At 55.7% G+C, this 24,634-nt stretch carries 22 protein-coding genes and 1 other RNA gene; 17 read left to right on the plus strand and 6 right to left on the minus strand.

Going from position 1 to position 24,634, the window contains the following annotated elements; translation table 11 throughout:
• The first annotated feature begins 11 nt into the window (after nucleotides 1-11).
• From RCF31_RS16925 to argO, 7 genes are all read left to right on the plus strand, one after another.
• The gene (locus RCF31_RS16925; RefSeq protein ID WP_416411774.1) at nucleotides 12-425 is read left to right on the plus strand and encodes a YidB family protein; all 414 of its coding nucleotides are present in this window, start codon (nucleotides 12-14) and stop codon (nucleotides 423-425) included.
• A gap of 331 nt (nucleotides 426-756) precedes the next feature.
• Nucleotides 757-2,748: a transketolase gene (gene tkt, locus RCF31_RS16930; protein WP_416411775.1), complete on the plus strand. Its 1,992-nt coding sequence runs from the start codon at nucleotides 757-759 to the stop codon at nucleotides 2,746-2,748.
• Between the two features lie 294 nt (nucleotides 2,749-3,042).
• Entirely contained in the window at nucleotides 3,043-4,062 is a 1,020-nt protein-coding gene (gene epd, locus RCF31_RS16935) for an erythrose-4-phosphate dehydrogenase (protein WP_416411776.1), read from the plus strand.
• Between the two features lie 51 nt (nucleotides 4,063-4,113).
• Complete coding sequence (gene pgk, locus RCF31_RS16940; RefSeq protein ID WP_416411777.1) at nucleotides 4,114-5,277, plus strand: phosphoglycerate kinase; 1,164 nt, start codon at nucleotides 4,114-4,116, stop codon at nucleotides 5,275-5,277.
• A gap of 114 nt (nucleotides 5,278-5,391) precedes the next feature.
• Nucleotides 5,392-6,471 carry a class II fructose-bisphosphate aldolase gene (fbaA, locus tag RCF31_RS16945; protein WP_084876575.1) on the plus strand — a complete coding sequence of 360 codons (1,080 nt, stop codon included), beginning with the start codon at nucleotides 5,392-5,394 and terminating at the stop codon, nucleotides 6,469-6,471.
• A 188-nt stretch (nucleotides 6,472-6,659) separates the two neighbouring features.
• Nucleotides 6,660-7,535 (plus strand): small-conductance mechanosensitive channel MscS, encoded by an 876-nt coding sequence (mscS, locus tag RCF31_RS16950; protein ID WP_299460001.1) that lies wholly within the window; start codon nucleotides 6,660-6,662, stop codon nucleotides 7,533-7,535.
• A 116-nt stretch (nucleotides 7,536-7,651) separates the two neighbouring features.
• Nucleotides 7,652-8,275, plus strand: a complete 624-nt coding sequence (gene argO, locus RCF31_RS16955; RefSeq protein WP_084876573.1) for an arginine exporter ArgO — start codon at nucleotides 7,652-7,654, stop codon at nucleotides 8,273-8,275.
• Here argO and RCF31_RS16960 read toward each other — a convergent pair.
• Entirely contained in the window at nucleotides 8,254-10,530 is a 2,277-nt protein-coding gene (locus RCF31_RS16960) for an FAD-dependent oxidoreductase (RefSeq protein WP_416413282.1), read from the minus strand. The two genes, argO and RCF31_RS16960, sit on opposite strands and share 22 nt — an antisense overlap.
• A 59-nt stretch (nucleotides 10,531-10,589) precedes the next feature.
• Here RCF31_RS16960 and RCF31_RS16965 point away from each other — a divergent pair, with 59 nt between their 5' ends.
• Nucleotides 10,590-11,288 (plus strand): IclR family transcriptional regulator domain-containing protein, encoded by a 699-nt coding sequence (locus RCF31_RS16965; RefSeq protein ID WP_299460010.1) that lies wholly within the window; start codon nucleotides 10,590-10,592, stop codon nucleotides 11,286-11,288.
• Here the strand turns inward: RCF31_RS16965 and RCF31_RS16970 are convergent.
• On the minus strand, nucleotides 11,275-12,582 hold the full coding sequence (locus RCF31_RS16970) for an MFS transporter (protein WP_416411778.1): 1,308 nt from the start codon (nucleotides 12,580-12,582) through the stop codon (nucleotides 11,275-11,277). The two genes, RCF31_RS16965 and RCF31_RS16970, sit on opposite strands and share 14 nt — an antisense overlap.
• 218 nt (nucleotides 12,583-12,800) lie before the next feature.
• Here RCF31_RS16970 and RCF31_RS16975 point away from each other — a divergent pair, with 218 nt between their 5' ends.
• Nucleotides 12,801-13,529, plus strand: a complete 729-nt coding sequence (locus tag RCF31_RS16975) for an oxidative stress defense protein (protein ID WP_084876569.1) — start codon at nucleotides 12,801-12,803, stop codon at nucleotides 13,527-13,529.
• 31 nt (nucleotides 13,530-13,560) lie between these two features.
• Here RCF31_RS16975 and RCF31_RS16980 read toward each other — a convergent pair whose 3' ends face one another.
• Nucleotides 13,561-14,466 (minus strand): LysR family transcriptional regulator ArgP, encoded by a 906-nt coding sequence (locus tag RCF31_RS16980; protein ID WP_084876568.1) that lies wholly within the window; start codon nucleotides 14,464-14,466, stop codon nucleotides 13,561-13,563.
• Nucleotides 14,467-14,625: 159 nt separating this feature from the next.
• Between RCF31_RS16980 and rpiA the strand changes: the two genes are divergently transcribed.
• Both rpiA and serA read left to right on the plus strand, forming a co-directional pair.
• On the plus strand, nucleotides 14,626-15,285 hold the full coding sequence (rpiA, locus tag RCF31_RS16985; protein ID WP_084876567.1) for a ribose-5-phosphate isomerase RpiA: 660 nt from the start codon (nucleotides 14,626-14,628) through the stop codon (nucleotides 15,283-15,285).
• Nucleotides 15,286-15,564: 279 nt separating this feature from the next.
• A complete protein-coding gene (gene serA, locus RCF31_RS16990) occupies nucleotides 15,565-16,803 on the plus strand; it encodes a phosphoglycerate dehydrogenase (protein ID WP_299460023.1) in 1,239 nt (412 codons plus the stop codon).
• Nucleotides 16,804-16,855: 52 nt separating this feature from the next.
• Here serA and RCF31_RS16995 read toward each other — a convergent pair whose 3' ends face one another.
• The 3 genes from RCF31_RS16995 to zapA form a co-directional block, all read right to left on the minus strand.
• Entirely contained in the window at nucleotides 16,856-17,446 is a 591-nt protein-coding gene (locus RCF31_RS16995; RefSeq protein ID WP_416411779.1) for a 5-formyltetrahydrofolate cyclo-ligase, read from the minus strand.
• A 76-nt stretch (nucleotides 17,447-17,522) separates the two neighbouring features.
• Nucleotides 17,523-17,706, minus strand: a non-coding RNA gene (gene ssrS / locus RCF31_RS17000) — 6S RNA.
• A gap of 39 nt (nucleotides 17,707-17,745) precedes the next feature.
• Nucleotides 17,746-18,075: a cell division protein ZapA gene (gene zapA / locus RCF31_RS17005; protein WP_084876564.1), complete on the minus strand. Its 330-nt coding sequence runs from the start codon at nucleotides 18,073-18,075 to the stop codon at nucleotides 17,746-17,748.
• Between the two features lie 170 nt (nucleotides 18,076-18,245).
• Here zapA and RCF31_RS17010 point away from each other — a divergent pair, with 170 nt between their 5' ends.
• The 6 genes from RCF31_RS17010 to gcvH all read left to right on the plus strand — a co-directional run bounded on the left by RCF31_RS17010 (nucleotide 18,246) and on the right by gcvH (nucleotide 24,570).
• Nucleotides 18,246-18,827, plus strand: a complete 582-nt coding sequence (locus RCF31_RS17010) for a YecA family protein (RefSeq protein ID WP_299460031.1) — start codon at nucleotides 18,246-18,248, stop codon at nucleotides 18,825-18,827.
• A 51-nt stretch (nucleotides 18,828-18,878) separates the two neighbouring features.
• The gene (pepP, locus tag RCF31_RS17015) at nucleotides 18,879-20,201 is read left to right on the plus strand and encodes a Xaa-Pro aminopeptidase (protein ID WP_416411780.1); all 1,323 of its coding nucleotides are present in this window, start codon (nucleotides 18,879-18,881) and stop codon (nucleotides 20,199-20,201) included.
• Nucleotides 20,198-21,376, plus strand: coding sequence for a 2-octaprenyl-6-methoxyphenyl hydroxylase (gene ubiH, locus RCF31_RS17020; protein WP_332663327.1), 1,179 nt, complete (start codon nucleotides 20,198-20,200; stop codon nucleotides 21,374-21,376). Before pepP ends, ubiH begins: the two co-directional genes overlap by 4 nt.
• 20 nt (nucleotides 21,377-21,396) lie before the next feature.
• Nucleotides 21,397-22,599, plus strand: a complete 1,203-nt coding sequence (ubiI, locus tag RCF31_RS17025; RefSeq protein ID WP_299460040.1) for an FAD-dependent 2-octaprenylphenol hydroxylase — start codon at nucleotides 21,397-21,399, stop codon at nucleotides 22,597-22,599.
• Nucleotides 22,600-23,064: 465 nt separating this feature from the next.
• Nucleotides 23,065-24,162: a glycine cleavage system aminomethyltransferase GcvT gene (gene gcvT / locus RCF31_RS17030; protein WP_084876559.1), complete on the plus strand. Its 1,098-nt coding sequence runs from the start codon at nucleotides 23,065-23,067 to the stop codon at nucleotides 24,160-24,162.
• A gap of 21 nt (nucleotides 24,163-24,183) precedes the next feature.
• Nucleotides 24,184-24,570, plus strand: coding sequence for a glycine cleavage system protein GcvH (gcvH, locus tag RCF31_RS17035; RefSeq protein ID WP_299460044.1), 387 nt, complete (start codon nucleotides 24,184-24,186; stop codon nucleotides 24,568-24,570).
• The last annotated feature ends 64 nt before the right edge of the window (nucleotides 24,571-24,634 follow it).

Below are 24,634 nucleotides of genomic sequence, written 5' to 3' on the forward strand. Positions count from 1 at the left end.
CTTCGGAGGTCATGATGGGCTTACTGGATGATTTAGTCGGATCGTTGGAGGGTAGCCCCGGGCCGGGCAATCAGCTGGGCCAATTGCAGGCTATCTGGCACTGGGTACAGGAGCAGGGCGGCGTTGAAGTGCTGCTGCATAAGTTCCAGCAGGGCGGCCTGGGCGATGTGCTGAGTTCGTGGATTGGCACCGGCAATAATCAGCCGGTGGACAGCGGCGATATGCAGTCGGCGTTTGGTCAGGCAGATTTGCAGTCGCTGGCGGATAAGCTCGGTACTGATGTGCCGGGCGCATCCGGGACACTGGCGCTGCTGCTGCCGCAACTGATCGATAAAATGTCACCGCAGGGCCAGCTGGATGAGCAGAGTTTGCATGATAACCAGCTGGATTTAGGTTCGATGGTGGATCAGCTGTTTAAGCGGTGATCCCCTGTAGCGGCGCGATTTATCGCGCATGGTTTTTAGCTGCGGCCCAAAACGCGCGATAAATCGCGCCGCTACGGAGCGCCTTTGTGCGCTCCTTTTATTTACGTCAAAACAACCACCTGTCACATTCCCTCGCTGCGATTATCTCTGCGGGCTAGCAGACGGCAGCTAAATTGCAACCGCAGGCTCCCTAATTTAGCACCCCGTAGCATGTACTTTTGCCCCGATTTTCATGTACATTGATGTGCAACTTTTCCCTTGCTTCGCCTGATAGCTGATTAATTACAATAAGTTAGGAGTGGCGAAGTATTAATCCGACCTGGAGTAGAAAATGCCCTCTCGTAAAGAGCTTGCCAACGCCATTCGCGCGTTAAGTATGGATGCAGTACAGAAAGCCAAATCGGGACACCCGGGTGCCCCGATGGGAATGGCGGATATTGCGGAAGTGTTGTGGCACGACTATCTCAAACATAATCCAGCGAATCCGAAGTGGGCCGCGCGCGATCGCTTTGTACTGTCTAACGGCCACGGCTCGATGCTGATTTACAGCCTGCTGCACCTCAGCGGCTACGATCTGCCAATGAGCGAGCTGCAAAACTTCCGTCAGCTGCATTCCAAAACTCCAGGTCACCCGGAATACGGCTGCACCGTTGGTGTTGAAACCACCACCGGCCCGCTGGGCCAGGGCATCGCCAATGCCGTCGGTTTCGCTATCGCTGAACGCACCCTGGCGGCGCAGTTCAATCGTCCGGGCCACGACATCGTGGACCACAACACATACGTGTTTATGGGCGACGGCTGCATGATGGAAGGTATCTCGCACGAGGTCTGCTCCATCGCCGGTACGCTGAAACTCGGCAAACTGGTTGCCTTCTATGATGACAACGGCATCTCTATCGACGGTCATGTGGATGGCTGGTTCACCGACGACACCGCAAAACGCTTTGAAGCCTACGGCTGGCACGTGGTGCGCGGCGTGGACGGTCACGACGCTGACGCCATCAAAAAAGCGGTGGAAGAAGCTAAAGCGGTCAGCGACAAGCCTTCTCTGCTGATGTGCAAAACCATTATCGGTTTCGGTTCCCCGAACAAAGCCGGTACTCATGATTCCCACGGCGCACCGCTGGGCGACGCGGAAGTGGCGCTGACCCGCAAACAGCTGGGCTGGGACTACGCACCGTTTGAAATCCCGTCAGACATTTACGCGCAGTGGGATGCGAAAGAAGCCGGTCAGGCGAAAGAAGCGGCATGGGATGCGAAATTCGCGGCTTACGCGGCGGCGCACCCGGAGCTGGCGGCTGAATTCAAACGCCGTATGAACAACGAACTGCCGGCGAACTGGGCGGAAGAGTCACAGAAATTCATTGAGCAGCTGCAGGCGAATCCGGCGAAAATCGCCAGCCGTAAAGCGTCGCAGAATGCCATCGAAGCCTTCGGTAAAATCCTGCCGGAATACCTCGGCGGTTCGGCTGACCTGGCACCAAGCAACCTGACCATGTGGTCCGGCTCTAAGCCGATCAACGAAGACCCGGCCGGTAACTACATCCATTACGGCGTGCGTGAATTCGGTATGACCGCCATCGCCAACGGTATCGCGCTGCACGGTGGCTTCCTGCCGTACACCGCCACCTTCCTGATGTTCGTGGAATATGCGCGTAATGCCGCGCGTATGGCGGCGCTGATGAAGATCCGTCAGGTGATGGTTTACACCCACGACTCCATCGGTCTGGGCGAAGACGGTCCGACGCATCAGCCGGTTGAGCAAATGGCGAGCCTGCGTACCACCCCGAACATGAGCCTGTGGCGTCCGTGTGACCAGGTGGAATCTGCGGTGGCGTGGAAATACGCTATCGAGCGTCAGGATGGCCCGAGCGCGCTGATTTTCTCCCGTCAGAACCTGGCGCAGCAGGATCGTACGGCTGAGCAGCTGGCGAACGTGGCGCGCGGCGGTTATGTGCTGAAGGACTGTGCCGGTCAGCCGGAACTGATCCTGATCGCCACCGGTTCAGAAGTGGAACTGGCGGTAGCCGCTTACGACCAGCTGACCACCGAAGGCCGTAAGGTACGCGTGGTTTCCATGCCGTCTACCGATGCGTTCGACAAGCAGGATGCGGCCTACCGCGAATCCGTGCTGCCGAAAGCAGTGGCTGCGCGCGTGGCAATTGAAGCCGGTATCGCAGATTACTGGTTCAAGTACACCGGCCTGAACGGCGCTATCGTCGGCATGACCACCTTCGGTGAGTCAGCTCCGGCAGAACTGCTGTTCAAAGAGTTCGGCTTCACCGTTGAGAATGTGGTTGCGACCGCGAAATCTATTCTGTAAGACCCACGGGCGGCCTGAGTGCCGCCCGATTTGTTTTTGGCGTAAAAACACCCAATTATTCCTCCAGTAATAATCTTAAATTGGCTGATTTTGTGACGCAGATCCAATAATCAGCAGCGCACTTGATCGCAATCATTCCTGTTATTCCTTCCTTGCTTTATTCTGGCTGAACCGTTTCAGTTGTAGCGATATGACCGTTTTCCCCCTGTACTGGCCAGCAAGAATTCCCTGTACAAAACGGGTTGAAACGCTCAGGCTAACGGCACGTTTTTTCAGGTGTTGTTGAAGGTAGAGATGACCGTTCGCATAGCTATAAATGGTTTTGGTCGTATTGGGCGCAACGTGCTGCGCGCACTGTATGAAACGGGCCGCAGGGCGGAAATCACCGTGGTGGCGATCAATGAACTGGCTGAAGCCGTCGGGATGGCGCATTTGCTGAAGTATGACACCAGCCATGGTCGTTTTGCCTTTGACGTACGCCAGGAGCGCGACCTGTTGTTTGTCGGTGACGATACCATCCGCATCCTGCATCAGGCCGATATCGCCACCCTGCCGTGGCAGGAACTGAATGTCGATATCGTGCTGGACTGCACCGGCGTTTTTGGCAGCCGTGCGGATGGCGAAGCCCATTTGCAGGCGGGCGCGAAAAAAGTGTTGTTCTCGCATCCGGGCGGCAACGATCTGGATGCCACGGTAGTGTTCGGCGTGAACGAACAGGCTCTTAAACAAACTGACCGCATTGTCTCCAACGCATCCTGCACCACCAACTGTATTATTCCGGTGATAAAGTTGCTGGATGACGCCTTTGGCATTGAGTCGGGCACCGTCACTACGATCCATTCGGCGATGCATGATCAGCAGGTGATTGACGCCTATCATAGCGATCTGCGGCGTACCCGTGCTGCCAGCCAATCGATTATTCCGGTGGATACGCGTCTGGCGGCGGGCATTACGCGCATTTTTCCGAAATTTAACGATCGCTTCGAAGCTATCGCGGTGCGAGTGCCAACCATCAACGTGACAGCCATTGATTTAAGCGTTTCAGTACGTCAGGCGGTGAAGGCTTGTGAGGTCAACGCCTTGCTGCAAAACGCATCAGAAGGGGCATTTCGTGGTATAGTTGACTATACGGAATTACCGTTAGTCTCAGTCGATTTTAACCATGATCCGCACAGTGCCATTGTGGACGGCACCCAAACGCGGGTCAGTGGTCACCACCTCATCAAAACCCTGGTTTGGTGTGACAACGAATGGGGCTTTGCTAACCGCATGCTCGACACAACGTTAGCAATGGCCGCAAGCGGTTTCAGGTAAGACGCGGTCTGCGTCTGGCAAAACTTATGAGAATCAACGAGAGGGTTCACCATGTCTGTAATTAAGATGACCGATCTGGATCTTGCTGGAAAACGTGTTCTGATCCGTGCCGATCTCAACGTACCAGTGAAGGAAGGGAAAGTGACGTCTGATGCACGTATCCGTGCTTCTCTGCCCACCATCGAAGCGGCGTTGAAACAGGGCGCGAAAGTGATGGTTACCTCTCACCTGGGTCGTCCGACCGAAGGTGAATACAACGAAGAGTTCTCCCTGTTACCGGTTGTTAACTATCTGAAAGACAAACTGAACGGCACCAATGTTACCCTGGCAAAAGATTACCTCGACGGCGTTGACGTCGCTGCGGGTGAGCTGGTGGTGCTGGAAAACGTGCGTTTTAACAAAGGCGAGAAGAAAGACGACGAAACGCTGTCGAAAAAATACGCTGCGCTGTGCGACGTATTTGTAATGGACGCTTTCGGTACTGCGCACCGCGCACAAGCCTCCACCCACGGTGTGGGCAAATTCGCACCAATCGCCTGTGCCGGTCCGCTGCTGTCTGCCGAGCTGGAAGCGCTGGGCAAAGTGATGAGCAACCCGCAGCGTCCGCTGGTGGCGGTGGTGGGTGGTTCTAAAGTTTCCACCAAATTCGACGTGTTGCAGTCACTGGTGAAAATCGCTGACACCGTGATCGTCGGTGGTGGTATCGCCAACACCTTCGTGGCTATCGACAACAACGTGGGTAAATCCCTGTTCGAGCCGGACTTCGTTGCGGCGGCGAAAGGCCTGCGTGACCAGTACGGTATTCCGGTTCCGACCGATTCCCGCGTAGGCACAGAATTCTCTGAAACCGCACCGGCAACCGTGAAAAAGGTTTCCGAAGTGGCGGATAACGAAGAAATTATGGACTTCGGTGACGAAACCGCACTGGCCATGGCGAAACTGCTGAAAGACGCCAAAACCATTCTGTGGAACGGCCCGGTTGGTGTGTTCGAATTCCCGAACTTCCGCAAAGGCACTGAAATTATTGCTAACGCTATCGCTGATAGCGAAGCGTTCTCCGTAGCAGGCGGTGGTGACACCCTGGCAGCGATTGATCTGTTCGGTATCGAAGACAAGATCTCCTACATCTCTACCGGTGGTGGTGCATTCCTCGAATTCGTGGAAGGCAAAAAACTGCCTGCTGTTGCCATGCTGGAAGAGCGCGCGAAGCAGTAATCATTTGGGGGCGATGCTTTGGCGTCGCCTGAAGGCTTGCCCTGACGCTTATGGGGCATAAAATCCAGTCCCCCTCGATTCGGGGATGAACGGTAAACGAAACAGGACACAACCATGTCTAAAATTTTTGATTTCGTAAAACCCGGCGTTGTCACTGGTGACGACGTTCAGAAAATCTTCAAAGTGGCGAAAGAGAACAAATTCGCCCTGCCAGCAGTGAACTGCGTCGGCACGGATTCCATCAACGCGGTACTGGAAGCGGCAGCGAAAGTGAAATCGCCGGTCATCGTTCAGTTCTCCAATGGTGGTGCTGCCTTCATCGCCGGTAAAGGTTACAAAACCGACAAACCGCAGGGCGCGGCGATTGCCGGTGCTATCGCCGGTGCGCATCATGTACATCTGATGGCTGAACTGTATGGCGTGCCGGTTATCCTGCACACTGACCACTGCGCGAAAAAACTGCTGCCGTGGATCGACGGTCTGCTGGACGCGGGTGAAGCACACTTCGCCAAAACCGGTAAACCGCTGTTCTCTTCTCACATGATCGACCTGTCTGAAGAGTCACTGGAAGAAAACATCGAGATCTCCAGCAAATACCTGACCCGTATGGCGAAACTGGGTATGACCCTGGAAATCGAACTGGGCTGCACCGGCGGCGAAGAAGATGGTGTGGACAACAGCCACATGGACGCTTCTGCTCTGTACACCCAGCCGCAGGACGTTGATTACGCCTACACTGAGCTGAGCAAAATCAGCCCGCGTTTCACTATCGCTGCCTCCTTCGGTAACGTACACGGCGTGTACAAGCCGGGTAACGTGAAACTGACCCCGACCATCCTGCGTGATTCTCAGAAATACGTCAGCGAAAAACACGGTCTGCCGCATAACGCGCTGGATTTCGTGTTCCACGGTGGTTCTGGTTCTTCTGCTGCGGAAATCGAAGAATCTATCAGCTACGGCGTGATCAAGATGAACATCGATACCGACACCCAATGGGCAACCTGGGACGGTATCCTGCAGTACTACAAAAAGAACGAAGACTATCTGCAAGGCCAGTTGGGTAACCCGAACGGCGTAGATAGCCCGAACAAGAAATACTACGATCCGCGTGTATGGCTGCGCTCTGCTCAGGCTTCCATGGTGGTTCGTCTGGAACAGGCTTTCAAAGAGCTGAACGCTATCGACGTGCTGTAATTTTTACTTACAGTACAAAAAAGGCCCGAAAGGGCCTTTTTTTACGCATTATTTTCGGAATATTCAGTAAATTCAGACCACCTTTGGCGCTCATCCCCATTATTGTTTACCCTTGTACACGGGAGTGTCGGATTCATTCTGGCAGTTTTTGTTCTTTCCTGCGGGAAACTCAACAACAGGGCTAACAAATGGAAGATTTAAATGTCGTTGACGGCATTAACAACGCGAGCGGATGGCTGGTACGTAATCAGGAGCTGATCCTGAGCTATGTCGTCAATATTGTCGCGGCGATTGCCATCATCATCATCGGGATGATTGTGGCGCGCGTGATTTCTAACACCATCAACCGGGTGCTGGTGGCGCGCCATATCGATGCGACCGTGGCGGACTTCCTGTCGGCGCTGGTGCGCTATGGCATCATCGCTTTCACCATTATCGCGGCACTGGGGCGCGTGGGTGTGCAGACGGCTTCGGTTATCGCCGTACTGGGTGCCGCAGGTCTGGCCGTAGGTCTGGCGTTACAGGGGTCGCTGTCTAACCTCGCCGCAGGCGTTTTGCTGGTGACTTTCCGTCCGTTCCGTACCGGTGAGTTTGTCGATCTCGGCGGCGTGACGGGTACGGTACAGAACGTGCAGATCTTCTCCACCACCATGAAAAGCGCCGACGGTAAAATCGTCGTGGTGCCCAACGGTAAGATCATTGCCGGTAACATCGTCAACTATTCCCGTGAACCCATTCGCCGTAATGAGTTTATTATCGGCGTGGCTTACGATGCCGATGTGGACCAGGTGATTGCGTTGCTGAGAGAAGTGACCGAAGCCGACGAGCGCGTACTGAAGGATATGGGGATTCAGATCGGCCTGAACGAGCTGGCGGCTTCCTCGCTCAACTTTGTGGTGCGTTGCTGGAGCAAAAGCAGCGACCTGCAAAACGTCTACTGGGATCTGCTGAAAAACTACAAGCGCACACTTGATGCGCATGGTATCGGCATCCCTTATCCACAGATGGATGTGCATTTCCATCAAGTGAAAAGTGACGCTGCGGTAGCTGAGCGCGCTGAATAATCATCCTGCCAGGTCATTAGCAGTTTTGCTAATGACCTATTAAATCTTTCCATTTCCTCTAATACCCACGCCTCTCTATACTTCACGTCATCGCCACTGTTGATGGGAAAAATTACGTGTTATCTGTTTATTTACAAGGGCTTGCTCTTGGGGCGTCGCTCATTCTGCCGCTAGGCCCGCAAAACGCATTTGTGATGAATCAGGGCATTAAGCGCCATTATCATCTGATGACGGCAGCCCTCTGTACCCTGAGTGATATCGCGCTGATTTGCGGCGGGATTTTTGGTGGTAGTGCGTTGCTCAATCAGTCACCGCTATTACTGATGCTGATCACCTGGGCAGGGGTAGCCTTCCTGACCTGGTATGGTTGGGGCGCACTACGCAATGCCTGGCAGGGTGATGTGTCGCTGGCATCGACAGAAGTCATGAAACAGGGGCGCTGGCGCATTATCGCCACCATGCTGGCGGTGACCTGGCTCAATCCGCATGTTTATATTGATACGTTTGTGGTGCTGGGCAGCCTGGGTGGACAACTACCGTCGGCAGAAGCGCGGCGCTGGTTTGCGCTGGGCAGTGTCAGTGCCTCGGTTATCTGGTTTTTTGGCCTGGCACTGTTGGCGGCCTGGCTATCTCCGCGGCTGCGCACCGTGCGGGCGCAGCGGATCATCAACCTGCTGGTGGGATCGGTAATGTGGGTGATCGCCTTCCAGCTGGCGCGTCAGGGCATCGCCAACTGGTGATGCAGATGCAAACCGTAGAGTGCGGGGACAGCACCGGCGCTGGCAAGCATCTCAAGGCGTATCTGCCGGAAATTTACCCCCGTCGGTAGCGCGTGATGGCAGAGGGAATGATGGTTGTCTCTGACCTCTGCCAGCAACATTTCATCCAGCCACAGACGATAATGGGTGGTGCAATGCGGCGTTACCGCCTGCGCGTGGCCCATCTGTACTGTCTCCATTGCGTGGTCAAAATCGTTATCAAACAGCAGGGTTAACTGGCTGGCCTGCTGGGGTTGCTCCCATTGCCAGCTAACCGCAGGTGCGGCATCGTCGAGCGCGGGAACCCAGCCGTTGGTGTGGTTTTCCGGTCGCAGCTTGCCATTCAGCAGATAGTCGCGATGCCATAGTTGCAGCGGTGCCTCAAGGCTAAAGGCGAAAAGTATCTGCTGCGGCGCGCGGCGCGGCAGCCAGAAATCAAACTCATCGACACCATAATCGCCATCGTTAATCTGGCGCGTCCGCTTCGCCACGCGCGGGTTCAGGCTGTTGAACACCATCATCACGCCCGGCAGCTGCACACGCGTCAGGGCAACCTCAATCGCCGGGTTTTCCGCGAAGGCGATCATCAGATAACGATCGCAATCGGCGCGGTAAGCAAAATCCAGCCGATACTCGCCCTGATCGTTAACCAGCAGGGTGTGGCTGGCCAGTTGCCGATCGCCGCAAGTATTGGCCGGGTTTTCGCTGGTCAGCAACGACACCTGTAACGACTGTTTTTGTGTGGCACGTAAATGTACCCTCAGCGCGGGCAGGCGCTCACCGGCTTTCAGCGGCAGCAGCAGTGCACAGCGTGATTGCAGCGGATGCCAGCCACCATCAGCAGGCAGGGCAGTGAGCTGGAGGGTGCTACTGACCGCGATTTTTGCCGCGCCAGCCGGGCTGATCAACTGCTGGCGTGGAATATAAGCCCCCTGACGCAGTAATTGTTGCTGCAACTGCCCGATACGCTCAGGTGCGGCCAGCTGGGCCGGGGTGAGTTGTTGTTGCTGGCAAAGCGCTGCGGCGTGTCCCACCACTTCCCCGAGCACGCCGCAGGTACACATCACACGGGCGCTGCCGAACGCCACGTGGGTGGCGGAGATCAGGCGGCCGGTTAGCAGCAGATTGTCCAGTGACTGGCTGTAGAGCGCACGAAACGGGATGGTGTAGGTACCTTTGCTGTGGAACTGACGGCAGCCCTCATGTTCGCTGTAGACGCCATCAGCGGGGTGCAAATCAATCGACCAGCCGCCATAGGCCACCGCATCATAATGATCCCGCTGTTCAACAATATCCTGCTGGCACAACAGGGTCGCGCCGAGAAAGCGGCGACTCTCCCGTTTGCCGGGGATTAAGCCGACCCATTCAATGGTCAGGTTGTCGGCATCGGGAAATTCACCGGAGTTTTTGATGTAGTCCCACACCCCCCAGACGATTTTCCACAGTTCCCATTTGATGGTTTCACTCTCATGTACCGTATCAAGCCGTCCTCCCCATTCCAGCCACCACAGATCGCAGCCGTTCAGTTCGGAAGTCAGGCGTTTATAACGCGGAATCGCCTGGATATCCTGCAAGGCGAAGCTGGGGGGAACAAAGCGCACCGGCTGTGTGGTGCGTTTGGTGTAGAAGTAAATCGAGTGACCGAGTTTATGGCCGAAATGTTCACCTGGGGCCATCTTCTCGCCGAATTCTTCCACCGATTCGGCCCCGACGCGATGCGCCGCCCCGGCCAGATAGCCGAGCACCCCGTCACCGCTGGCATCGATAAACTGCCGGGCGCGGACAAAATAGCGCGTCTGGTTAATGGCATTGAAGGCGTGCACCGCCTCAATTTGCCGTCCTGACTTTTCGATCTCGCTGACCGTGGTATTGAGCAGCAACGTCAGGCCCGGCTGCGCTTGCACTAAATCCAGCAGCACCATATCAAACAGCACCGGATTGCCTTCTTTATTGCGCCACAGGTTCTCCTCCATGATCTCGCCCATGATGCCGCCCTCCCGCGCCCAGCGGTTGTTGTTGCCCATATGCGAGGTCGCGCCATTGGCCCACAGGCGCACTTCACTGGAGGCATTGCCGCCCAGCACCGGGCGATCCTGGATCAACACCACCTGCAAACCATCACGCGCAGCTGCCAGCGCTGCACAGACGCCCGCCAGGCCACCGCCCGCAATCAATACATCGGCCTGCAATGTTTGCAGTGGGAACGCACGGGCGGGCTGAGAGGAGAAAATTTGCATCATTTCATTCCTGTAGCTCTGAAGCTAAGATTAAATTTTTGACCGCCACAGGGTGACTTATGTCTTCTCAACCCAATCAAAGCCTGATTGACGGTATTCGCTGTCTGCAATATCTGGTCTCCAGTGGCAAAGCCGTAGGCTGCCGTGAGCTGGCGCGCCAGATGGGGATGAACAGCACACGGGTTAACCGCCTGCTGATGACCATGGCCGCCATTGGCCTGACGATGCAGGATGAACATCGCCGCTATTTGCCCGGACCGGGGGTCCATGCGCTGGCGGCCCAGGCAATACGTGGCTCGTCGCTGTTTGCCCAGGCGTTGCCGCAGTTGGAGGCACACGCGCCGCGTGACATCGTGGTGGCATTGGGCGTGTTGTGGGAGGATCAGGTGATCTATATCTGGCACTCGGAGCCTGGCGAGCGCACCAGTACCAGCCAGGCGCTGGCGGGATTCCATATGCTGCCTGCCTGGCAGTCGGTAATTGGGGTCTCGCTGCTGGCGGCGGAAAGCGACGAAGCGCTGCGACCGCGCTTCAGTGATGAGCAATGGACGCAGCTGGCCCCGTTGCTGGCACGTAAACGGTCGCAGGACACTCTCATCTGGCATCGTGATGATGGCGAAGTCAGCATGGCGAAGCCGATTAACAATAACCGTGCGGCACTGGCTTTCGCCAAAATCTGGCAGACGGATGAAGCGCATCTCAGCCAGCGGCTGGCGCAGTTGCAGGCGCTGGCCGAGCGTATGATCAGTGCGCGCTGACATGGTCAATTTTCCCGACGATAAACAGATAGCTGGCGATACCAATGGCAGCCAGCACGGCAATAAAGGCCAGTGCCGGGGCAAAATTATCGCCATCAATTAACGCGCCAATGGCAATCGGCACCACAATCGAGGAGAGCGCGCCGGTAAAGTTGAACACCCCTCCGGCGAGACCGATCAAATGGCGGGGTGCCAGCGCGGTGACAAAGACCCAGGTGATGGTGGCCAGCCCATTGCCAAAGAAGGCGACAGACATAAACAGCATGATCAGGGTCGCGTTATCGGTGTAGTTGGCTCCGAGGATAAACAGCGTCAGAAACAGCCCAAGGATCACCGGCAGCTTGCGCGCTACGCTGGCAGAGACGCCGCGTCGCATCATACGATCGGAGGCGAATCCCGCCAGCAACACGCCGCAAAAGGCCGCAAAGTAGGGCACCGCCGCCACGTAGCCGCTCTTAATAAATCCCATATGGCGATACTCCACCAGGTAAGTTGGGAACCAGGTGAGGAAGAACCAGAAGGTGGCGGAGATGGTGAACTGGCCGATATAAATGCCCACCAGTTTGCGGCTGCGGAACATGTGCGCCAGATCCTGCCAGCGGGCGCGTGGCTGGCTGGCGTGTTGACGGCTTTCCAGCAGCGCGCCATTGCTGCGCAGATAATTCAGCTCGGCATCTGAAACGCCTTTATGTTCGGTCGGTTCACGATAGAGCAGGTACCACACCAGCGCCCAAATCATGCCTGCGACACCGGTGATCACAAACAAACCGCGCCAGCCAAAGACATCCTGCACATGGAACAGCAGTGGCGTCATACAGGCGAGGCCGACAAACTGCGCTGAAGAATAAATGCCAATGGCGCTGGCGCGTTCCTGTTCCGGGAACCAGCTGGAAATCACCCGGTTATTGGCGGGCATCACCGGTGCTTCAAACGCACCGACGCCAAGCCGTAAACCAAACAGCGCGAGGAAACTACCGGCAAAGGCGTGCAGCGCAGTCACCAGTGACCAGATAAATAACCCGACGCCATACACCAGCCGTGCACCAAGACGATCAATCAGAAAACCGCCGGGAATCTGCAACGCGGCGTAAATCCAGCCAAAGGCAGAGAAGATCAGCCCCATCTCCAGCGGGGTAAAACGCAGTTCGCCCGCCATCGCCGTGGCGGCGACCGACAGATTGGTGCGATCCATGTAATTGATGATGATGTTGATAAACACCAGACCCAGCATCAGAAAGCGGGTGCGTCCGGCGCGGATGCCTGCGGTAGCTTGGGTTATTGGCTGCTCTGTCATCGTGAAACTCTCCCGGAGGTCAGGGTGTTTCTTTAATAGAAACATTTGTACGAAAATTCAGCGAATAAACATCGGTGATTTTGTGATCGCGGAGACGATAAAACAGCAGAGTGCCCGAACTTTTAGCAGAATCAAAACTCAGACCATCACGCATGGTAATGTGTAGCGGGCTTCGCCATAGTGGCGGCCTTAGAACTGACTCTTCAAGGAGGACTTCCGTGAAACTGAAAGCACTGGCGCTGGCCGCCGTAATGAGCGCAGGCGCATTGCCTGGTATGGTTCTGGCGGGTGAATTGCCGAACGGGCCGCATGTGGTCACCTCAGGACAGGCCAGCGTGGAGGCCCGTCCGGATATCGCTACGCTTTCGATTGTGGTGAATGTTTCATCGAAAGATGCGGCAGATGCGAAAAAACAAGCCGACAGTCGTGTCGCGCAATATTTTGATTTCCTGCAAAAAAACGGTATCGAAAAGAAAGATATTGATGCCGCTAATCTCAGCACCCAGCCAGAGTACGATTACACCAAAGAGGGTAAATCGGTGCTGAAAGGCTACCGCGCGGTGCGTCAGGTGCAGGTGACGTTGCGTCAGCTGGAGAAGCTGAATGAGTTGCTGGATGGGGCGCTGAAATCCGGTCTGAACGAAATCCGTGCCGTGGACCTCGGTGTGGCACACCCGGAAACCTACAAAGACCAGGCCCGCAAAGCCGCAATCGCCAATGCGACGCAACAGGCGGCGGCGCTGGCCGAAGGCTTTAATGCCAAACTGGGTCCGGTGTATAGCATCCGTTATCACGTTGCTAACTACCAGCCGATGCCGATGGCGCGCATGTTTAAAGCCTCAGCCGCCGAAGCGGATACCTCAGCACAGCAGACCTATGAGCAGCAGAGCATTCACTTTGACGATCAGGTGGATGTGGTGTTCGATATCAAACCGAACGCACAGTAATAAGAAGGGGCGCTGCAGCGCCCCTGTTGGCTTAGGCGGCCAGGTCGTCCTGGCGCAGTACGCGATGTCCGTGCGCAATCAGCGCGTCGGTCACGCGGCGCATCAGACGGCTTTCCGGTGCAAAGCGGTGCCAGTACAGCATACGGCGCTGGTACAGACCAGGCGTCAAGTCAACCAAATCTCCGCTCGCCAGCTCACGCTCAATTTGCAGATGCGGGATCATACAGCAGGTCGAACCCTGGCGTGCCAGCTGCACAAAGGCTTCGGACGAGTTAACAATATGGCAGGGCACGCTGCCCGGCGACAAATCGAAATTCTGCTGCAGAAAAGCCTGATGCATATCATCCAGATGGTCAAAGGCGATGGCCGGTGCCTTCAGCAACGCTGAACGGGTCACGCCATTGGGAAAGTAGCGATCGGCAAATTCAGGTGAAGCCACGAACAGATAGTCGAGCGCGCCCAGCTGGTCCACCAGGCAACTCGGCAGTGGCTGCGGCTGAATACTCACTGCGCCTACCACTTCGCCGCGACGTAAACGTTCCTGAGTACGGGTTTCATCCTCAACCTGGATATTCAGGCGCACCGGCGAATCTGCCAGCACATCCTTCAGCGCGGGCAGCAACCAGGTTGCCAGACTGTCGGCGTTCACCGCCAGCGATAACAGCAGCGGCGTGGTGCCACCATTTTCATCACCCAGCCATTCCTCTTCCAGCAACTCCACCTGATGCAATAACGCCAGCAGCTTCTGCCCCTGCTCAGTCGGACGCGGCGGCACGGTTCGTACCAGCAGCGGCTGGCCGAATAAATTCTCCAGCTGTTTAATACGCTGCGATACCGCCGATTGCGTAATGCAAAGTTTCTGCGCGGCGCGCTCAAAGCCGCGCTCACGAATCACAGCATCCAGCGCCTGAAGCGTTCGATAATCCGGGCGTTTCATTCTTGTTCTCTCTCGTTCAGGGTGGAGGTTACTATGCCACAAAAATGTAAAAGATGGTTTTTGTGGACTGAGTTACAAAGCCTTTAACAGCCGCGCATTTTTATGTCGCCTTGTTTTATACTACGCGCACCTCGTTGTCGCACAGGTTTTAAACATACCATGACCCAGGATGAACTGAAAAAAGCGGTAGGTTGGGCAGCACTGCAATATGTGCAGCCGGGCACCATTGTTGGCGTTGGCACCGGTTCAACCGCCGCCCACTTTATTGATGCTTTAGGCTCGATTAAGCATCAAATCGAGGGAGCGGTTTCCAGTTCGGAAGCCTCAACGCAGAAGCTGAAATCCCTTGGCATTCACGTATTTGATCTCAATGAAGTGGACTCGCTGTCGGTTTACGTTGATGGCGCTGATGAGATCAATCCACAAATGCAGATGATCAAAGGTGGTGGTGCGGCGCTGACGCGTGAGAAAATTGTCTCGGCGGTGGCTGAGAAATTTATCTGCATTGCTGATGCGTCGAAAGAAGTGGATGTGCTGGGCCACTTCCCGCTGCCAGTTGAAGTCATTCCTATGGCGCGTTCGTATGTGGCGCGTGAACTGGTAAAGCTGGGCGGCTTGCCGGAATACCGTCAGAACGTGTTGACCGATAATGGCAACATTATTCTCGACGTGCATAATCTTCGCATTCTCGACCCTATCGCGCTGGAAAAAGCCATCAACGCGCTGCCTGGCGTGGTGACCGTCGGGTTATTTGCGGCGCGTGGTGCGGATATCGCCCTGATCGGCACTGCCGATGGCGTAAAAACCATCAAGAAATGATCTGTCCGGCGCTCTCGTAGCGCCGCTTATTTCCGTACGCAAAACATCTTTTCTTCGTATGCTGAAATTCGGTGACTTATGTCACAAAACAGTCATCAACAGCAGGTTCATTCTTCGCTCCGGGCGCATATCCCGATTTTGTATGGCATTGTGCTGCCCCAGCACTGACGCGTGCTGGGGCGGAGGCAATCGATTGTCTTGCTGCAATCGAATTTTTTGATATTTTGACAGAAGGCTGGCTTATGGCAGCCCTCGTTGAATTCTGAATAGGGTCGGGAAATGGCAGAGTTATCACTGGAAAAAGACAAGATTAAGTTCCTGCTGGTGGAAGGTGTCCATCAGAGCGCGCTGGATAATCTGCGTGCGGCAGGTTACACCAACATCGAATTCCACAAAGGTGCACTGGATGCGGAGACGCTGAAGTCCTCCATCCGCGACGCGCACTTCATTGGTATCCGTTCCCGTACCCAACTGACCGAAGAGATTTTCGCTGCGGCTGAGAAACTGGTCGCGGTTGGCTGCTTCTGTATCGGCACCAATCAGGTCAACCTGAATGCAGCGGCAAAACGCGGTGTACCGGTGTTCAACGCCCCGTTCTCCAACACCCGTTCGGTGGCGGAGCTGGTGATTGGTGAAATGCTGCTGATGCTGCGTGGCATCCCGGAAGCGAACGCCAAAGCACATCGCGGTATCTGGAATAAAATTGCGTCGGGTTCCTACGAAGCGCGTGGCAAAAAGCTGGGCATCATTGGCTATGGCCACATCGGCATGCAGCTGGGCGTGCTGGCTGAGAGCCTCGGCATGCACGTATTCTTCTACGATATAGAGAGCAAGCTGCCGCTGGGCAATGCGACCCAGGTGCGTCATCTGTCTGACCTGCTGAACATGAGCGATGTGGTCAGCCTGCATGTGCCGGAAACCCCGTCCACGCAGAATATGATTGGTGCCGCTGAACTGGCGCTGATGAAGCCGGGTGCGCTGCTGATTAACGCCGCACGCGGTACGGTGATTGATATTCCGGCGCTGTGCGATGCTTTGTCAAACAAACACCTGGCGGGCGCGGCAATTGACGTATTCCCGACTGAGCCCGCGACGAACAGCGATCCGTTTAACTCACCGCTGTGTGAATTTGATAACGTGATTCTGACGCCGCATATCGGTGGTTCGACTCAGGAAGCGCAGGAAAACATCGGTCTGGAAGTGTCTGGCAAGCTGGCGAAGTATTCGGACAACGGTTCTACGCTGTCTGCGGTGAATTTCCCGGAAGTGTCGTTGCCGATGCATGCTGCCAGTGCCAGCCGCCTGCTGCACATCCACGAAAACCGTCCGGGCGTGCTGACCGCCATCAACCAGATTTTTGCTGAGCAGGGCATCAACATTGCCGCCCAGTATCTGCAAACGTCTCCGCTGATGGGTTATGTGGTCATCGATATCGACGCTCAGCAGGATGTAGCGGACAAAGCGCTGCAACTGATGAAGGCGATTCCAGGTACCATCCGCGCACGTCTGCTGTACTGATTTAACATCGCGCTGCTGCATATCTTTGTAGCGGCGCGATTTATCGCGCCAATCACCACTGCCACAGCTTTGACGGTGTAATCACCGCAGGCAAGGGCACATCCCAGGCCGCTACCGGCAACGCTTCCACGCGCTGGCAATCATGCGCTATCCCGATGGGCAGGACACCATGTTGCTGCCAGTTTTGCAGGGTGCGATCGTAAAAACCCTTACCCATACCCAGACGCTGCCCGCTATGGTCGAACGCCACTAACGGCACCATGATCACATCCAGTTGATCGAGCGTTGCCATGCGGGTGATATCCAGCGGTGGCTCGGGGATACGCAATTTATTCGGGCTAAGCGGGGTGTCTGGCGTATAGCGCAGGAAGATCAGGTTACCGGGTGCAAAAGGATGCAACACGGGCAGATAAACCTGTTTTTTTTGTTGCCAGAGTTTGGCGATGAGCGGGTGGGTATTCAGTTCGCCATCCACGGAAAGGAACAGTGCGATGCGTTCGGCATTGGCAATCGGGGCAAAATTGATGGCGTGTTCAGCCAGCAAATCGGCTGCCTGTTCCTGCTGTTCTGCCGTGAGATTACGACGCAAATGGCGCACGTGTTGACGAATGTCTTGTCGGTCGCGTAGTGAGGGTTCAGACATGATATCCCCGGCAATGTCGGCTGTTGCCAGCCACTATATCACGCGTACCGGGGGATTACAGATGTGGAACTAAGTGGAGATCTCCGAGATGCCGCCGTAGGCTGTAACCCTTGAACCCTTGGTTCAAGGTGAATGTGTCGTCGCAACTATCAGGCTTCTCGGACGGACCGAGCATGCTCACAAGTTACGGAGCGCCACATTCTGTGGTAATGAAATATCGGCTCAGGGGACTGGCCCACATGCAAACATCTCAGAGAAAATTTACTTCACCGTTACTGTATCACGATAACCATGAAGTGTTATTCAAACTTTGTGCCCTGGCGATCAGTTATGCGACCTTGCTCAACTAATGCTTGTTCAATGGTCTGCTGCAGCATACGGATACGTTGTTCCATATTGGCTGCGTAGTCGCGCGTTTTACCTTTCTCTTGTGCCAGCTCGTGGCAAATGTTTAACGCGGCGATGAACACCAGCTGCTCTGTATTTGTGACTCTAGTGCGAACTTTTAAATCTTGCAACCGTTGATTGAGGTCCTCAGCTGCCAGATTCAGCGCATCTTGCTGTTCAGGCGGACAATTCACTCTCAATGAACGACCAAAAATCTGAATATCTACTGGTTGTGCAGACATGCCACCTTCCTGACTGATTACTTCGCCCGCATCTCCCTTAGCAGTCAATGGCTTGGGAGGTGCGCAACTATATAGACCCGCGTGATAAGTTACAACCCCTTTTCTGGAAACCCTGAGGCACCTGGTGGTAGCATAACACGAACTTATTCTGCCAACGACGACGAAAGCTTATGTCTTTACAGAACGCAACGCCCACTTACAACGCGCTGGCTACGGCGCTTTCCCAGCAGGGCGTGGGAATGACCCCCGCTGAAATGCACGGCCTGATTTGCGGCATCCTGTGTGGCGGCAACCAGGATAACAGCTGGAAGACGCTGGTGCACGATCTCACCAACGAAGGCATGGCTTTTTCGCAAAGCCTGTCGCAGCCGTTACAGGCGTTACATGAAAGCCTGGCCAACACGCTGGATGAAGAGGGTTTCCTGTTTCAGCTGATGCTGCCTGATGATGATGATATCACCGTGTTTGACCGTGCCGATGCGCTGGCGGGATGGGTCAACCATTTCCTGCTGGGACTCGGTGTGACTCAGCCGAAGCTGGACAAAGTCACCGGCGAAACCGGCGAAGCGATCGATGACCTGCGCACCATCGCGCAACTGGGCTATGACGAAGATGAAGATCAGGAAGAACTCGAACAATCACTTGAAGAAGTGATTGAATACGTTCGTGTTGCCGCATTGCTGTGCCACGACACCTTCACCCAGCCGCAGCCACCCACTGCACCTGAAGTGAAGAAGCCAACGCTACACTAAGCGCGTCATTCCGGGTACTGCCGTGCCCGCTTTTCAACAGGGAGTGCAAACATGATTACACTGGAAACCTTCCAGCAACGTCGTCAGGCGCTGATTGCCCGTATGGCGCCCGGTAGTGCCGCATTGATTTTTGCCGCGCCTGAAGTGACGCGCAGCAACGACAGCGAGTATCCCTTCCGTCAGAACAGCGATTTCTGGTATTTCACCGGTTTTAACGAGCCGCAGGCGTTGCTGGTGTTGATTAAAAGCGATGAGACCCACAACCACAGCGTGCTGTTCAACCGCGTGCGTGACCTGACGGCCGAAATCTGGTTTGGCCGTCGTCTGGGCCAGGATGCGGCACCGGCAAAACTCGGTGTGGATCGGGCATTGCCGTGGGACGACATCGGCGAACAGCTGCATCAGCTGTTGAACGGCCTGGATGTGGTGTATCACGCCCAGGGCTTGTATGCCGAAGCGGATAACCTGGTGTTTAGCGCGCTGGATAAACTGCGTCGCGGCTTCCGGCAAAATCTGAGCGCGCCGGATACCCTCACCGATTGGCGTCCGTGGGTGCATGATATGCGCCTGTTCAAGGGGCCAGAAGAGATCGCCATCCTGCGGCGTGCCGGTGAAATCAGCGCGCTGGCGCATACCCGTGCGATGCAGGCTTGCCGCCCGGGGATGTTCGAATATCAGCTGGAGGGCGAAATCCACCACGAATTCAATCGCCACGGTGCGCGTTTTCCGTCTTACAACACCATCGTCGGAGCAGGCGAAAACGGCTGCATCCTGCACTACACCGAAAATGAATGCGAGATGCGTGATGGCGATTTGGTGCTGATTGACGCAGGCTGTGAATTCCAGGGCTATGCGGGTGATATCACCCGTACTTTCCCGGTCAACGGCAAGTTTAGCGCCCCGCAGCGTGCCATTTACGACATCGTGCTGGCTTCGCTGTACAAAGCGCTGGAAATGTTCCGCCCCGGCATCAGCATCCATGATGTGAACGAAGAAGTGGTTCGTATTATGGTGACTGGCCTGGTTGAACTGGGTGTGATGGAAGGCGAAGTGGACGCACTGATTGCGGAACAGGCGCATCGCCAGTTCTTTATGCACGGGCTGAGCCACTGGCTGGGGCTGGATGTGCACGACGTCGGCCATTATGGCACCCCGAGCCGCGACCGCATCCTGGAACCTGGCATGGTGCTGACCATCGAACCCGGTCTGTATATCGCGCCGGATGCCAAAGTCCCGGCACAGTATCGCGGCATCGGCATTCGTATTGAGGATGACATCGTGATCACTGCCGAAGGCAACGAGAATCTCACCGATAGCGTGGTGAAAGATGCCGACGCAATTGAAGCCTTAATGGCGGTGGCGCGTCAGGCATGACTATTCTGATTGCAGGCGGCGGCATGACCGGCGCCACGCTGGCGCTGGCCATATCCCATCTGACGCAGGGAAAACTGCCGGTGACGCTGATTGAACGCAGCGAACCGGACAGCCGTGCGCATCCTGGATATGACGGACGCGCCATCGCGCTGGCGGCGGGCACCTGCCAGCAACTGGCGGAGATTGATCTGTGGCGTTCGTTGCAGGATTGCGCCACGCCGATTACCCACGTCCATGTTTCTGACCGTGGTCATACCGGCTTTGTTTCGATGCAGGCGGCGGATTACCAGTTACCGGCACTGGGCCAGGTGGTGGAGCTGTTCGATGTCGGGCAACGCCTGTTCCAGCGGCTGAAAAGCGCACCGGGCGTGACACTACGTTGCCCGGCGCATGTCACGGCGGTGTCACGCAGTGCTGATAGCGTGCAGGTCACGCTGGACAGCGGCGAACAGCTGGATGGTGCGCTGCTGGTGGCGGCAGACGGCTCACGTTCACCGTTGGCGGCCTCTTGCGGCATCAGCTGGCAGCGGGAGGATTATCAGCAGCTGGCGGTGATAGCCAATGTCACCACGCAGTTGCCGCATCAGGGACGCGCCTTCGAACGCTTTACCGAACACGGTCCGCTGGCGTTGTTGCCGATGTCGGGCAATCGCATGTCGCTGGTGTGGTGTCATCCGCTGGACGAGAAAGACAAGCTGGCGCAGTGGGATGACGCGACTTTTCTGCGCGAGCTGCAACAGGCGTTCGGCTGGCGGCTGGGACGCTTCACCCACACCGGCCAGCGCGAAATTTACCCGCTGGCGTTACAAACCGCCGAGCGGCAGGTGGCGCACCGGCTGGCGCTGGTGGGCAATGCGGCGCAGACGCTGCATCCGATTGCCGGTCAGGGTTTTAACCTCGGCCTGCGTGATGTGATGTCGCTGGCGGAAACGCTGGCGAGTGCCTGGCGTCACCAGCAGGATCCCGGCAGTTATGCGGTACTCCATCATTTTGCCGCCCGACGCCAACCGGATCGTGCGGCGACCATTGGCGTGACCGATGGTCTGGTACGATTATTTGCTAACCGTTATGCCACGCTGGTGGCAGGACGAAATCTTGGGCTGGTGGCAATGGACCATCTGCCGTGGCTGCGAAACCCCCTTGCCGCGCGGACGCTCGGCTGGGTAAAACGTTAAGCATGAATTAAGGGGCAGCAATGCAAACTTTTGATGTGGCTATCGCTGGCGGTGGCATGGTCGGACTGGCCGTCGCCTGCGGGCTGCAAGGCAGTGGATTGCGCGTTGCGGTGCTGGAGAAGGCGGCAGAGCCGCGATTTGATCCGCAAGCTGCGCCATCGATCCGCGTATCGGCGATCAATGCGGCCAGTGAACGCCTGCTGCAAAAGCTCGATGTCTGGTCAACGATTCTGGCATTGCGCGCCAGCGCTTATCACGGCATGGAAGTGTGGGACCAGGACAGTTTTGGTAGCATCAGTTTTGATGATGAGCAGCAGGGCTTAGCCCACCTCGGTCATATCATTGAAAATCCAGTGATTCATAGCGCATTATGGCAGCGCGCCAGCCAGTGCAGCGATATTACGTTGCTGGCTCCAGCGCAGTTGCAGCAGGTGGCTTTTGGCGACAACGAAGCCTTTATCACTCTGCAGGATGGCAGCATGATGAGCGCTCGTCTGTTGATCGCCGCCGACGGTGCCAACTCCTGGCTGCGTGACAAAGCGGATATCCCGATCACTTTCTGGGATTACGATCATCACGCGCTGGTGGCGAATATCCGCACTGACCTGCCGCACGATGCGGTGGCGCGCCAGGTGTTCCACGGTGACGGCATTCTGGCATTTTTGCCAATGCAGGACCCGCATCTGAGTTCGATTGTCTGGTCGTTGTCTCCCCAGGAAGCCACGCGTTTGCAGGATATGCCTGAAGCGCTGTTCAATCAGCAGCTTTCTGTAGCTTTCGATATGCGCCTTGGTTTGTGCCAGGTGGAGAGCGAGCGTAAAACCTTCCCGCTAATGGCACGCTATGCGCGTAATTTTGCTGCACACCGGCTGGCGCTGGTGGGCGATGCTGCGCACACTATCCATCCGTTGGCCGGGCAGGGCGTGAATCTGGGCTTTATGGATGCCGCAGAGTTGATCGGTGAAATTCGCCGTTTGCACAGTCAGGGCAAGGATATTGGACAGCATCTGTATCTGCGTCGCTATGAGCGCAGCCGTAAGCACAGCGCTGCGCTGATGCTGGCGGGTATGCAGGGCTTCCGTGAACTTTTTGCCGGGAGTAATCCAGCGAAAAAATTCCTGCGTGACGTCGGCCTGAAACTGGCGGACACCCTGCCTGGGGTCAAACCGATGATGCTGAAACAGGCCATGGGGCTGAATGATATCCCCGGCTGGCTGCGCTAACCTTCTCTAAATCTACACAAATTCCGTAACGGCGCGATTTATCGTGCCGTTACAGCCATTCATTCTTACCCCAGCTAATTCCCCGTTTGCACCACCATGATGCAGACTCGCCCTGTTTTTGCGCCTCGTTTGATTTATTCTAATTTTACGCAGGAATTCGCATTACATTTTCTCATGTCATGGTGGTTTTTTTTCGGTGCCATTTGCCCACTCATAGCGTTGGATTCCATTATTTTGCTACATAAAAGTTATGTTGTTGTATTTTGTGCGTGTTTAATCACATAAAGCCAGTGGATTATCCTGCATTCTGTGCGGCGCTTCGCAGACGACAGACTTTGTTTCGCCCTCGTTTTCCTTATGGTTAATTCGAGCGTTCGGTGGTAACGTCAGCGCAAAGAGAACGTTTGCGTCAGCCATCATGGCTACGCAGGCGCGTCACGCTCACTTGTTTTCTACAGGATGGTTATGACTCAGCAAACGCCTCTATTCGAACAGCATCAGGCCAGCGGCGCCCGCATGGTGGACTTTCACGGCTGGATGATGCCTCTGCATTACGGCTCACAAATGGATGAGCACCACGCGGTACGTACTGATGCCGGCATGTTTGACGTTTCTCACATGACCATCGTCGATCTGCGCGGGGCGAGCACCCGTGAATTCCTGCGTTATCTGCTGGCAAATGATGTCGCCAAACTGACCCAGCCAGGCAAAGCGCTTTACACCGGCATGCTGAACGCTTCCGGTGGCGTCATTGATGATTTGATTGTTTACTTTATGACCGAGGACTTTTTCCGTCTGGTGGTGAACTCCGCTACGCGTGAAAAAGATCTGCAATGGATTGGTGAACACGCGAAGAAATACGGGGTGACGTTGACCGAGCGTGACGATCTGGCGCTGATTGCGGTACAGGGACCCAATGCCCAGCAAAAAGCACAGTCGTTGTTTAGCGCGGCACAACGTGAGGCTGTGGCGGGCATGAAGCCATTCTTCGGCGTTCAGGCGGAAGATTTGTTTATTGCTACCACCGGTTATACCGGCGAAGCAGGCTACGAGATTGCCTTGCCTGCTGGCGCTGCTGCGGATTTCTGGCAGCGTTTGCTGGCGGCAGGTGTCAAACCGGCGGGTCTGGGTGCACGTGATACGTTGCGTCTGGAAGCGGGGATGAACTTGTATGGCCAGGAGATGGATGAAGGCGTCTCACCGCTAGCGGCCAACATGGGCTGGACCATTGTCTGGGAACCGACCGACCGTGATTTTATTGGCCGTGCCGCGCTGGAAGCTCAGCGTGCTGCAGGGACAGAAAAACTGGTGGGCCTGGTAATGACCGAAAAAGGGGTGCTGCGTAACGGATTACCGGTACGTTTCACCGATGAACAGGGTCAGCCGCAGCAGGGTATTATTACCAGTGGTTCCTTCTCTCCAACGCTGGGTTACAGCATTGCGCTGGCACGCGTGCCAGCGGGAATTGGCGAGCAGGCGATTGTGGAAATCCGCAACCGTGAAATGCCGGTGAAGGTCACCAAACCAATTTTTGTTCGCGCCGGTAAGCCGGTCGCTCAGTAACTTTTTTCAGGAGATTTGGCGATGAGCAATGTACCAAAAGAATTGAAGTACAAAGATAGCCACGAGTGGGTGCGTAAAGAAGCCGACGGTACTTTCACCGTCGGGATTACCGAACATGCCCAGGAACTGTTAGGTGACATGGTGTTTGTTGACCTGCCAGAAGTGGGACGCGTTGTTGCAGCTGGTGAAGATTGTGCAGTAGCAGAATCAGTGAAAGCCGCTTCTGACATCTATGCCCCGCTGAGCGGCGAAATCATTGAGATTAACGAAGAACTGGAAGGTTCGCCGGAACTGATCAACAGCGATCCGTACAGCGATGGCTGGTTGTTCAAAATCAAAGCCAGCGATGAGTCTGAACTTGACTCGATGCTGGACGCCGATGCGTACAAAGCTTCCATCGACGAATAAGTATGCGTAACAGAAGGTGTCGCCAGGCGGCACCTTCGTTTTTATCTGTATTAATACCCAGCCC

Origin of the sequence: Pantoea sp. App145 (assembly GCF_047947045.1) — a bacterium.
Lineage (GTDB): Bacteria > Pseudomonadota > Gammaproteobacteria > Enterobacterales > Enterobacteriaceae > Pantoea.

Excerpts from the sequence above, each read along its gene's own strand:
- gcvH (WP_299460044.1), top strand. The coding sequence starts at position 24,184 with ATGAGCAATGTACCAAAAGAATTGAAGTACAAAGATAGCCACGAGTGG.
- RCF31_RS16960 (WP_416413282.1), bottom strand. The coding sequence starts at position 10,530 with ATGCAAATTTTCTCCTCTCAGCCCGCCCGTGCGTTCCCACTGCAAACA.
- pepP (WP_416411780.1), top strand. The coding sequence starts at position 18,879 with ATGATTACACTGGAAACCTTCCAGCAACGTCGTCAGGCGCTGATTGCC.
- RCF31_RS16970 (WP_416411778.1), bottom strand. The coding sequence starts at position 12,582 with ATGACAGAGCAGCCAATAACCCAAGCTACCGCAGGCATCCGCGCCGGA.
- serA (WP_299460023.1), top strand. The coding sequence starts at position 15,565 with ATGGCAGAGTTATCACTGGAAAAAGACAAGATTAAGTTCCTGCTGGTG.
- fbaA (WP_084876575.1), top strand. The coding sequence starts at position 5,392 with ATGTCTAAAATTTTTGATTTCGTAAAACCCGGCGTTGTCACTGGTGAC.
- RCF31_RS16965 (WP_299460010.1), top strand. The coding sequence starts at position 10,590 with ATGTCTTCTCAACCCAATCAAAGCCTGATTGACGGTATTCGCTGTCTG.
- RCF31_RS17010 (WP_299460031.1), top strand. The coding sequence starts at position 18,246 with ATGTCTTTACAGAACGCAACGCCCACTTACAACGCGCTGGCTACGGCG.
- RCF31_RS16925 (WP_416411774.1), top strand. The coding sequence starts at position 12 with ATGATGGGCTTACTGGATGATTTAGTCGGATCGTTGGAGGGTAGCCCC.
- rpiA (WP_084876567.1), top strand. The coding sequence starts at position 14,626 with ATGACCCAGGATGAACTGAAAAAAGCGGTAGGTTGGGCAGCACTGCAA.
- tkt (WP_416411775.1), top strand. The coding sequence starts at position 757 with ATGCCCTCTCGTAAAGAGCTTGCCAACGCCATTCGCGCGTTAAGTATG.
- gcvT (WP_084876559.1), top strand. The coding sequence starts at position 23,065 with ATGACTCAGCAAACGCCTCTATTCGAACAGCATCAGGCCAGCGGCGCC.
- RCF31_RS16980 (WP_084876568.1), bottom strand. The coding sequence starts at position 14,466 with ATGAAACGCCCGGATTATCGAACGCTTCAGGCGCTGGATGCTGTGATT.
- ubiI (WP_299460040.1), top strand. The coding sequence starts at position 21,397 with ATGCAAACTTTTGATGTGGCTATCGCTGGCGGTGGCATGGTCGGACTG.
- pgk (WP_416411777.1), top strand. The coding sequence starts at position 4,114 with ATGTCTGTAATTAAGATGACCGATCTGGATCTTGCTGGAAAACGTGTT.
- mscS (WP_299460001.1), top strand. The coding sequence starts at position 6,660 with ATGGAAGATTTAAATGTCGTTGACGGCATTAACAACGCGAGCGGATGG.
- epd (WP_416411776.1), top strand. The coding sequence starts at position 3,043 with ATGACCGTTCGCATAGCTATAAATGGTTTTGGTCGTATTGGGCGCAAC.
- ubiH (WP_332663327.1), top strand. The coding sequence starts at position 20,198 with ATGACTATTCTGATTGCAGGCGGCGGCATGACCGGCGCCACGCTGGCG.
- zapA (WP_084876564.1), bottom strand. The coding sequence starts at position 18,075 with ATGTCTGCACAACCAGTAGATATTCAGATTTTTGGTCGTTCATTGAGA.
- RCF31_RS16995 (WP_416411779.1), bottom strand. The coding sequence starts at position 17,446 with ATGTCTGAACCCTCACTACGCGACCGACAAGACATTCGTCAACACGTG.